The organism is Bacteroidia bacterium, from assembly GCA_025056095.1.
Classification (GTDB): domain Bacteria; phylum Bacteroidota; class Bacteroidia; order JANWVE01; family JANWVE01; genus JANWVE01.
Genome location: JANWVW010000156.1, coordinates 1 through 6709 on the forward strand (window position 1 = coordinate 1; position 6709 = coordinate 6709).

Below are 6709 nucleotides of genomic sequence, written 5' to 3' on the forward strand. Positions count from 1 at the left end.
CGCAGCGAAGTACCGAAGCGAAGCGCAGTGCGGAATGCCCCGACCCTTGCGTCAGCAAGGGGCACGCCCAAAAAAATGAAAATCAATTCTTAAAATTTATTAAAGGTCATATTTGTCTTGTGTCCAAATTTCAAACGCAGCATCCGCTTGGGCATACAACATTTGCAAACCTGAAGCTACTGTGCATCCCTGATTACGAGCATATCGTACAAAATGAGTTTGTTCAGGATTATAGACCAAATCCATAACTACTTGCCCTGAATGCAGCGCGTAATAAGGCAACAGCAGCATGTCATCCACATTCGGATACATTCCAACAGGAGTGCATTGTACAAGAATATCCGCTGCGCTTACAATATCTTCAGAAAGCTCATGTATAAAAAGTTCATGAGATTTAATCGGACTGCGACAAGCTACAATAATATTTGAACAACTAAAATGATGCTGCAAAGCATAATACACTGCTTTTGAAGCTCCGCCGTTACCTATAATAATCGCACGGTCAAAAGTTTTTCGGTCAGTAGCCTTCTCAATGGCTTGAACAAAACCTGTTACATCTGTGTTAAAAGCTTTCCACTTTCCATTAGGTAGTTTTTTCAGCGTGTTGGTCGCACCTATTTCGGATACTTCTTTGCTGACTATATCTACATATTTTAGAATACTTTGCTTGTATGGTAACGTAACATTAAGTCCCTTTAAGTCAAAGTGCTGCTTGCTTATATTCTCAAACTCTTCAATCTTTTCAATCGGAAATAGGCTGTACCTGTACGGCAGTCCTAGTAGTTTGAATTTTTGATTGAAATACTCTTGAGAAAAACTATGAGATAAAGGGTAGCCTATCAGTCCAAAGTGCATTACTTTTAATGGTCATGGTGGTGATGATGATGCAAATGACTGTGATTCTGTTGGTATACTTCGGGATTGAAGATAGCGTCTTTAATTTCTTGGCAGATGTGTTCTATGTCTTCTACATTTCTGGGGATAACAAAAATGGTATCATCACCTGCCATAGTACCTAGTACTCCTTCAATATGGCGACTATCTATGAAAAATGCAACTCCCTGCGCTCTACCAATCAAAGTTTTGATGACAATGATCATGTTGTTGTGTTCAATACTTCTGACTTCAAGCCCTACTAACTGTTGTATAACTGTAAGTTCTTCTCTTTGCAGCTGGGCATACTTGTAATGATTACCTTCGCGTATACGCGCAATTCCCAATTCAGATAAGTCTCTGGACAATGTAGCCTGAGTTACTTCAATATCTGCTTCGTGAAGTAACCTTGTAAGTTCTTCTTGGCTAGAAATGTCATACTTGTTGATTAGCTCTATAATCTTAAAATGCCGCTGCTGTTTTGCTGTTTTCATATATTAAAACTACTTATTTCCTACTTTTAATAAACGTTTGCAAAGGTAATAAAGTTACATTTTAATGGCAATTTATACACGGTTTTTTTACGTGTTGTTTTTTTAATCCATTCATTATCAGCTATTTATGTAAAAGTATTGATTTTTTTGGTTGCATAACAACGTATGATATTTTTATGTTTATACAAACTTTCATTTATGAAAAGGATTTATGTAAGTAACTCTCAACTATTTTGCTCATTGCAAATTAGTAAGAAATTTAGGATACCCAACAGAATGAAATAAGTTTTGAGCTTTAAGAGATAGATACCTAATTTTACGGTATGTTAGAAAATTATCCCAAGTGGGTACAGCATTTAGCCCAGAAGTACGTAACTAAAACGATTTTTATGTTTACCTTGCACAGCAACATTCATGACCTTCAACCTATTAAAGAAGGCGAGGGGTATAGATATTTACCCTTGAAAGATTTTTTGAGAGATGAACTTTTTAAGCGAAGAGATATTGTAGTTTTTTATGACCGGGCATCAGGGATTTCATTTAGAACTCCTGAAATGAAACAAGACTTTCAACGTGCTTTGAGTGCTTATGACACTTTGTATGGGACAAATTTTGCCATTAGTCCACCTAAGGACCCTGTGAGGGCTTTCGCTGTGTTGGAAAATTATTTCAAAGTGCGCCTTCAAGATGGAAAACGCATTGCTATGATTATTGATTATGCGGAAACGCTCATTCCTATGGCAGAAGCAGCACACTACAATGTTGAAGATCGCACTGTACTTACGTTTTTACACAAATGGAGTCACGATCACACTTTCATGGGTGCGGATATAACTTTTATACTGCTGGCAGAAAACTTATCTGATTTAAATCAACAGTTTCGTAAAAACCCTTATACAGCAGAGATAGAAATTCCTTTTCCTGATGAAACTCAAAGATTAGCTTACATTGCCTACGAATTTGCAAAATTTCCTAACTATGCTGACTTTTTTAAGATATCTCCCGCAGTGTTAGCTAAGCATACCGCAGGAATGAATCTCATTAACCTAAAAACTTTAATTGCAGAAGTTAAAGAAAACAAAATTATTTTTGACTACGAAACGCTAAAAGAGAAGAAAAAAGAGATTATTGAAGCCGAAGCAGGAGGATTATTAGAGTTTGTTTATTCTAAATACTCATTAGCCGATGTGGCGGGACATAAATACGCTAAAAAGCACCTACTAGAAACTGCCAAAGCTATCAAACAAGGTAGGCATGACGTAGTTCCAATGGGCTATTTAGTCTGTGGTCCTGTGGGTACAGGTAAAACCTTTTTAGTGTCTTGTTTTGCTAATGACATAGGCGTACCTATGGTTATGCTCAAAAACTTTCGTAGCCAATGGCAAGGGGTAACAGAAGGAAATTTGGAAAAAGTACTTAAAATTCTTAAAGCAATGACTCCTGTTGCCGTAATGATTGACGAAGCAGATGCCTATTTAGGTGATAGAAATAACGAAGGAGATAGCGGAGTAAGTAATCGTGTTTTTTCTATGATAGCCAGCTTTATGAGCAATACGGAACATAGAGGTAAAATTATATGGTTTCTGATGACGGCTCGCCCAGATTTAATGCCCGTTGACTTTAAACGACAAGGTAGAGCAGAAGAGCATATTGCTTTGTTTTATCCCCAGACTGTGGAAGAAAAAAAAGAACTTTTTGCAGTAATGCTTAAAAAAACAGGTATCAAAAACTTAACCGTTGACCAGATTCCTGAAAGTGTACTTACAGACAACAAAGTTTTTTCTGGAGCAGATATTGAAGCTGCTTTAACACGCGCAAAATTTAGAGCAGTTTCCGAAGGTACAGGAGAAGTAACACCCGAAATTATTCAGAAAACTTTTGATGATTTTTTACCTCCTACCTACCCCGAAGAAGTTGAGCTAATGAACTACGTAGCTGTATTAGAATGTACAAGTAAAGACCTATTACCTGAAAAATACAGAAACCTTACCCGTGCAGAAGTTATCAGTAAAATAAAAGAACTTAAAATGTACATAGAATAAAAGTGCTTGAATAAAACACTTATTACAAAACTCATTGGTATTCAACATCTAAGCTCATAGTAAGGAAAATTTAATTTTGATTTTTTTCCAAAAATTACTATCTTTGTGGCTATAAAACATACGATGTATAAAGTATGCGAAACGTGTATTTTTTTCAAATAGTCTTGTGGTTAATTTTAGCAAGCAAAGCTTTTGGACAACAAGCATACCCCGAAGGGCTGCAACGTGGTGAAAAAGCTCCTGAATTCACAGAAACTGATATTGAGGGTAGAACGGTTTCCCTCAAAGAACTCCTAAAAAAGGGACCTGTCATCTTAATATTCTACCGAGATGCTGTATGCCCCTATGGCAAAAAAGAAATATTCGACCTACAAGATAAAATGCTGCAAATGGCAAAAGCAGGTAGAACAGTAGTTGCTATCGGTCCAGATATAGAAATAGCTAAACAGTCTTTTGCTCGCGCAGGAATAACTAATGAAGTTCCTTTTATAGAAGACAAAAACTACAACATTCACACTAAATACAAGGTTACTTATCGCTTAGATGAACTAACTAAAAGTATGTATGAAAGAAAAGGATATAAACTCAACAAAACTGATGCAGATGGAAATTACTCCCTTTCTATGCCGAGCATATTTATTGTAGGTACTGATGGAAGAATAAAATACGCTAATTGTAATACCGATAGCAACCCTGACCAAATGTTTAGCTTTATTGAAAAAATACTTAACGAAATATAAGTTCTCAATGAGAGAGTAAAAAGCTAACTCAAAAACTACCTCCACTATCTTTGTTTTGTGGTGTGCTTTTATCCTTACAAGCACGAGGATGAAAGTTATGGAATGCCTTTTTCAGCTGATCAATAGAATTGTGTGTATAGATTTGAGTCGCATTCAGTGAACTGTGTCCTAAAAGTGTTTTGATGGTATAAATATCCGCACCTTGGTTAAGCAAATGTGTAGCAAATGTATGCCGCAAAACATGAGGATTAGTTTTCGTAAAGTTGCCTAAATGAGTGAGATAGTGTTTAACTGCTCTGTAAATTAACTTAGTGTAAGCAGGTAATCCATTTTTGCGTATGAATAAGTAGTTCGTATGAACGCCGTGCGTAGATAATATTTCTGCTCTACGCAACAAGTATTTTTGTAAAGATAAAGCTACCATTTCATTAAACGGAATAATTCTTTCTTTTTTTCCTTTTCCCAGTACTTTTAGCTCTCTTTTTTCAAGGTAGATATGGCTAACTAGCAAATTTGTACATTCACTTATTCTTAAACCGCAGCCATAAAGCAGCTCTAAGATAACTCTATCCCGCAGTCCTTCAAAGTCATCGCCAAATTCTACCTCATCTAATAAAAACTTTATATCAGATTCAGGAATAAATACAGGAATTTTCTTTTCAATTGCAGGAAAAGTTATTTTCTCAACGGGATTATATTGAGCTATGCCCATTCTTTTGTAAAATCTATAAAAAGCACTTACAGATGATAGCTTTCTATTGATAGAACGGCGAGATAATTTTTTTTGCATCAAATCTGCCATCCAGCTGCGCACTTCTCTGTGAGTAATGTGGAAAATAACATGCTGACTATCCAAATACTTGGGTACTTCGGTGTAGTTTTGTAGTACGAACTCTAAAAATTGGTCAATATCTTTCGTATACGCTATAAGTGTATTTTCTGAATACTTTTTTTCGTATTTAAGATAGTTTTTGAAGCTGCTGTAATCTATCATACGAAATTATGTTTTTTGTTTTTTCTTTTTAGCCGCAGGGAAGAGAATGTTGTTCAAAATCAATCTATAGCCTGGGGAATTCTTATGTAAAGATAAATCCGTAGGGGGGTCATTGACAAAATGTTGGTAATCTTCGGGATCGTGTCCGCCGTACCAAGTCCAGGTACCTTTACCATAGTTACCATGGATGTATTTAGCTACTTCTAAGTTTTTGTATTCGCCCATGATTAAAACATCGGATTTAATGTATTTTTTCATAAAGCCTGTGGTTTGTCCCATAAATCCAGGAATGACCAAAGTGTGATTCTGACATAGCATAGAAGGTACAGGGTCCCATTTAGCAGAAAACTCAAACAGGGTAAAGAAATCATTCGTTTCGTTCAAATATCGGCTAATAGTATTAGTAGCATCTATATCAGAGTGTTCATACTCAACGGGATTAAAGCTCACATTAAAATCTCTAAAAGCAAGTGTATTTTTGAAGTTGAGTTTTTGGGCTGCTTGGGGGTCAATATCATCGTGGTCAAATACAGATGGACAAATATCAGTATCTGCTGCGGCGAGGGCAATGTCGTAGGTATCGGTAGCAGAGCACATTGCAAAAAGAAAACCACCGTTAGCTACAAACTCTTTAATTTTTAAGACTACTGCAAGCTCCATTTTAGAAACTTTTGTATAGCCAAACTTTTTTGCCATAGTTTCATAAGTGTTGACTTGCTCTTTATACCAAGGCATACTCCCTTGACTTGCCCAAAATTTTCCGTACTGTCCTGTAAAGTCTTCATGGTGTAGGTGTAGCCAATCGTAATCTTTCAACTTTCCAGCAAGTATTTCTTCAATAAAAACTTTGTCGTATGGAATTTCAGCGTAAGTAAGGGCAAGAGTTACAGCGTCATCCCAAGGTAGTTTATCTTTGGGCGTAAAAACGGCTACTCGGGGAGGAACTTCCAACCGCATAACATCCATGTTTACATCTTCTCTTTGAATTTCTGCACGAATGGCATTAGCTTGGGCATCACTGATAACTTCGTAAGATACGTTTCTTATTCGCAGTTCGTTTTCAAAGTTAGGATGATAAGCAAACATAAAAGATCCCCCTCGGTAGTTGAGTAGCCAGTCTACATTCACTTGGTTTTTAAGCACATAATACGCAATTCCATAAGCTTTGAGGTGGTCTTTTTGGTGATTATCCATGTAAACAAGAATTTCATTAGCGTAAGCAAGCGCATTTATACAAAGCAGCCCAAAAAGCAAAGCTAATCGTTTCATAGTGCTAATTTAATAATAAATTTGGATATATTATTTTTTGGGCGTGCCCCTTGCTAACGCAAGGGTCGGGGCATTCCGCACTGCGCTTCGCTTCGGTGCTCCGCTAACGCTCCGCACTGCCTAACGGCATGCTCCATGCCCCTCACGCAATTGACCTGTACCCTCATGTCTTTACCTTGTTTGAACTTGAAGTACAACTACTTACAAACTAAACTTTGCATAAAGTACTTAAATCAAATTATGTTTCTTCAAAAATGATTCATCCACTTTTGCAATTTGCATCACTACTTCTTTCGA

General features: G+C 36.7%; 7 protein-coding genes. 2 read left to right on the forward strand and 5 right to left on the reverse strand.

Annotation, left to right across the window (positions count from 1 at the left end; translation table 11 throughout):
- Nucleotides 1–99: 99 nt before the first annotated feature.
- Both NZ519_10525 and NZ519_10530 read right to left on the reverse strand, forming a co-directional pair.
- Entirely contained in the window at nt 100–855 is a 756-nt protein-coding gene (locus tag NZ519_10525) for a shikimate dehydrogenase (GenBank protein MCS7029183.1), read from the reverse strand.
- Between the two features lie 5 nt (nt 856–860).
- Entirely contained in the window at nt 861–1367 is a 507-nt protein-coding gene (locus NZ519_10530; protein MCS7029184.1) for an arginine repressor, read from the reverse strand.
- A 323-nt stretch (nt 1368–1690) separates the two neighbouring features.
- Here NZ519_10530 and NZ519_10535 point away from each other — a divergent pair, with 323 nt between their 5' ends.
- Entirely contained in the window at nt 1691–3409 is a 1719-nt protein-coding gene (locus tag NZ519_10535; GenBank protein ID MCS7029185.1) for an AAA family ATPase, read from the forward strand.
- Between the two features lie 134 nt (nt 3410–3543).
- Nucleotides 3544–4149, forward strand: coding sequence for a redoxin domain-containing protein (locus tag NZ519_10540; GenBank protein ID MCS7029186.1), 606 nt, complete (start codon nt 3544–3546; stop codon nt 4147–4149).
- A gap of 28 nt (nt 4150–4177) precedes the next feature.
- On the opposite strand, the gene NZ519_10545 is transcribed toward NZ519_10540, so the two are convergent.
- Genes NZ519_10545 through NZ519_10555 form a run of 3 tightly spaced genes read right to left on the reverse strand, consistent with a single transcriptional unit; the run spans nt 4178 to nt 6609 of the window.
- Complete coding sequence (locus NZ519_10545) at nt 4178–5143, reverse strand: tyrosine-type recombinase/integrase (GenBank protein ID MCS7029187.1); 966 nt, start codon at nt 5141–5143, stop codon at nt 4178–4180.
- A gap of 6 nt (nt 5144–5149) precedes the next feature.
- The gene (locus tag NZ519_10550) at nt 5150–6412 is read right to left on the reverse strand and encodes an asparagine synthetase B (GenBank protein MCS7029188.1); all 1263 of its coding nucleotides are present in this window, start codon (nt 6410–6412) and stop codon (nt 5150–5152) included.
- Between the two features lie 53 nt (nt 6413–6465).
- Nucleotides 6466–6609: a hypothetical protein gene (locus tag NZ519_10555; protein MCS7029189.1), complete on the reverse strand. Its 144-nt coding sequence runs from the start codon at nt 6607–6609 to the stop codon at nt 6466–6468.
- Nucleotides 6610–6709 lie beyond the last annotated feature (100 nt).

Bases quoted from the DNA above. Each gene is read 5' to 3' on its own strand.
- NZ519_10530 (MCS7029184.1), bottom strand. From the start codon at position 1,367: ATGAAAACAGCAAAACAGCAGCGGCATTTTAAGATTATAGAGCTAATC.
- NZ519_10535 (MCS7029185.1), top strand. From the start codon at position 1,691: ATGTTAGAAAATTATCCCAAGTGGGTACAGCATTTAGCCCAGAAGTAC.
- NZ519_10550 (MCS7029188.1), bottom strand. From the start codon at position 6,412: ATGAAACGATTAGCTTTGCTTTTTGGGCTGCTTTGTATAAATGCGCTT.
- NZ519_10540 (MCS7029186.1), top strand. From the start codon at position 3,544: ATGCGAAACGTGTATTTTTTTCAAATAGTCTTGTGGTTAATTTTAGCA.
- NZ519_10525 (MCS7029183.1), bottom strand. From the start codon at position 855: ATGCACTTTGGACTGATAGGCTACCCTTTATCTCATAGTTTTTCTCAA.
- NZ519_10545 (MCS7029187.1), bottom strand. From the start codon at position 5,143: ATGATAGATTACAGCAGCTTCAAAAACTATCTTAAATACGAAAAAAAG.